Origin of the sequence: Methanospirillum sp. (assembly GCF_028679455.1) — an archaeon.
In the GTDB taxonomy this organism is placed as follows: Archaea; Halobacteriota; Methanomicrobia; order Methanomicrobiales; family Methanospirillaceae; genus Methanospirillum.
This window is the reverse complement of record NZ_JAJRBM010000106.1, coordinates 1-2,547: the sequence shown is the minus strand read 5'-3', so window position 1 is coordinate 2,547 and position 2,547 is coordinate 1. Positions and strand designations below refer to the sequence as shown.

Annotated in this window: 3 protein-coding genes; 1 reads left to right on the top strand and 2 read right to left on the bottom strand. The window is 45.5% G+C overall.

All coding sequences use genetic code 11. From position 1 onward, the window contains the following. Positions 1-22: 22 nt before the first annotated feature. The gene (locus LUQ50_RS03635; protein WP_300036317.1) at positions 23-253 is read right to left on the bottom strand and encodes a helix-turn-helix transcriptional regulator; all 231 of its coding nucleotides are present in this window, start codon (positions 251-253) and stop codon (positions 23-25) included. Further along, positions 243-665 (bottom strand): DUF2178 domain-containing protein, encoded by a 423-nt coding sequence (locus LUQ50_RS03630; RefSeq protein WP_300036314.1) that lies wholly within the window; start codon positions 663-665, stop codon positions 243-245. Before LUQ50_RS03630 ends, LUQ50_RS03635 begins: the two co-directional genes overlap by 11 nt. A gap of 125 nt (positions 666-790) precedes the next feature. Here LUQ50_RS03630 and LUQ50_RS03625 point away from each other — a divergent pair. Next, the coding region (locus LUQ50_RS03625; protein ID WP_300036311.1) for a PAS domain S-box protein at positions 791-2,547 on the top strand (1,757 nt) is incomplete at its 3' end.

Sequence of the window (2,547 nt, the reverse complement as noted above, 5' to 3'; positions counted from 1 at the left end):
TCGAAAGGACCACAGATAGTGATCATCTGGGTCCATCAGGGTCGTTTTGATCTGCCAATGGTGCTTCATATGAGAATATTTCCTCGATATGAACTCCGAACCGGTATGCTATTTTGAATGCTAGTTCTAGTGACGGATCATACTTACCTTTTTCAATCGCTAATATTGTCTGCCTGGTCACCCCTACCTCTTCAGCCAGATCCTCTTGAGTGAGATCGTTCATAGCACGAAAGACTTTGATCTTATTCTTCATCCTCCCCCCCGGCTCCGTATTTTCGTTCATACCAGGAGAGGAAAAGGACGTACACAATGATCATCAGAAATACGATGAACATGAGGAGAAATGAAAATCTGGCGACCTGATAGGAGAACGGTCCAAATACTTCCCCCCTCAGGCTGATAACAACCCCGCCAAGAGCATACGAGAACAGAATCACTCCGAGGACCTGTAATGTTCGTAAGGACGCCTTTTCAGTGATCAGGTGAGTCCGTTCATCGGTAATTACTTCATCAACGAGTTGTCTGATGATCCATGCAGCAAGTATTCCTACAATTACTGCAACCATCATTACCCATGGTTCAAGATGTTCAACAGACCATATAAATATACAAACCTCTATCAGGGCTATGAGACCAAGCAGAAGAAAATATGTGTGTTGCTTCATAATGCTTCTGTGTAACGTATCATTGTACTAATTCGGATAAGATAAGTATGATCGTAGTGTCGCAAAGTAAAAAACCAACTTCAAGTCATTGTGGGGACATTGGCGCTAATTACTAGGTAGTAACCATGGGGTCAGAACCTGTCGTCCGTGTTCTTTTTATTGATGACGAGCCGGCTATGCTCCAGGCGATACGCGATTATCTGACGATTATTCATTCTCTTGAGGTTGATATCACCGACGATCCTGGAGACGCTGTTCAGAGTGGGCGGCTCTTTTCCTATGACTGTCTGGTGATCGATTATGATATGCCTGAAATGAATGGCATCACCCTTCTCAAGGCCATCAGGCAGGTAGATTCAGATATCCCGGTCATTGTCTTCACTGGAAAAAGTCGGGAAGAAGTTGTCATCGACGCAATAAATAACGGTGCTGATTTCTATCTGCAAAAAGGAGGGAATGCTGAAGAACTCTTTGCCGAACTCGCGCATGATATTGGAAAAGCGGCACGCCATTTCAGAGCTGAGCGGGCCCTTCTTGAGAGTGAGCAGTTATACCGGGCAGTTGTAGAGGATCAAACCGAATTTATCTGTCAGATAGACCCAGTTGGGACCATTCGGTTTGTGAATACATCATTTGCATCGTATCTCACCAGAAGTGCGGATCAATTGGTTGGTGCTGATTTTTTTTCACTCTTCGGTGATGCCGGCGATAATTTGAGATCAGGCCCTGATCTCTGTGATCCTGATTATCCGGTTGTGCATGGTGAAATCAGACTGATCCTCCCCGATGGCCTGGTATCCTATCTGCACTGGACCTTGCGGGTTCTCTTTGATTCCTCATTTGAGCCACGGGAAATTCTGGCAGTTGGTCGTGATATCAGTGCCCAGAAAGAAGTGGCACGACAGGAGTCTATCCAGCGGGATCTGGCCCTAGAAATGGCGATGGTATCCTCTGTGGATCTGGTTCTTGAACAGTCACTCAAATCAGTCATTCAACTTACCGGAATGGAGACTGGTTCGGTATATCTTCGTGACCGTATTACCGGTACGGTAAAGATGGTATACGGGTGTGGTCCTCACCGTCGTTCATTGATCCAGTTCCTGGAATTGTGGCAGAATGATAATATTGATCTGCTTGCCCTTTTGGCCGGGACTTCCCGGTATTATAGTCAGACTGATCTCAACAAGTATGATATTCCATTTCTCTCCATGGCCTTTGTTCCCGTTCAACGCTATGATGAAGTTATCGGCTGGTTCGTCCTTGGTTCTGATTCGATCAGTGAAGTTCCTGTTGATTGTCGGGGTTCTTTGGAGACGATTGTATCACAAATCGGAAATGTGGTTGCCAGAATTCAGGCTGAAGATGCCCTCCGTGATGCGCTTATTGAAAGTGAAGAACGATATATGCAACTTTCTGAGTCATCACCTGATGCGATAGCGATTCTCTCCTCTGGAAATCATCCGGTTTACCTCAATCCTGCTGCACTGCGGTTATTTGAGGTCCACTCATATGACGAGTATATGACAAGACCTCCGAATGAGTATTTTAATGATACATCATATCCTGTGGTTACTGAAATGCTCTCACAGAGCATTTCTATCCGGTCTCCTCATTCCTGCGAGGCAGTGATGCGTAGTATCTCCGGTAAAGAAATATTTACCGAACTGATTGCGATTCCAATCACCCAGGCTGGAGATCCGTCAACGTTACTTATTATCCGGGATAAAACCGAGCAAAAACTCTATGAACAGGCGCTTGAAGAGAGTGAGCGACACTTTCGTGAACTTGCAGATATGCTCCCAGAACCAGTTTTTGAGACGGACTCAACCGGGAATATAACCTTTTATAATCAGGGGGCTTCTGCACTGCTTGCGGAAAGTAG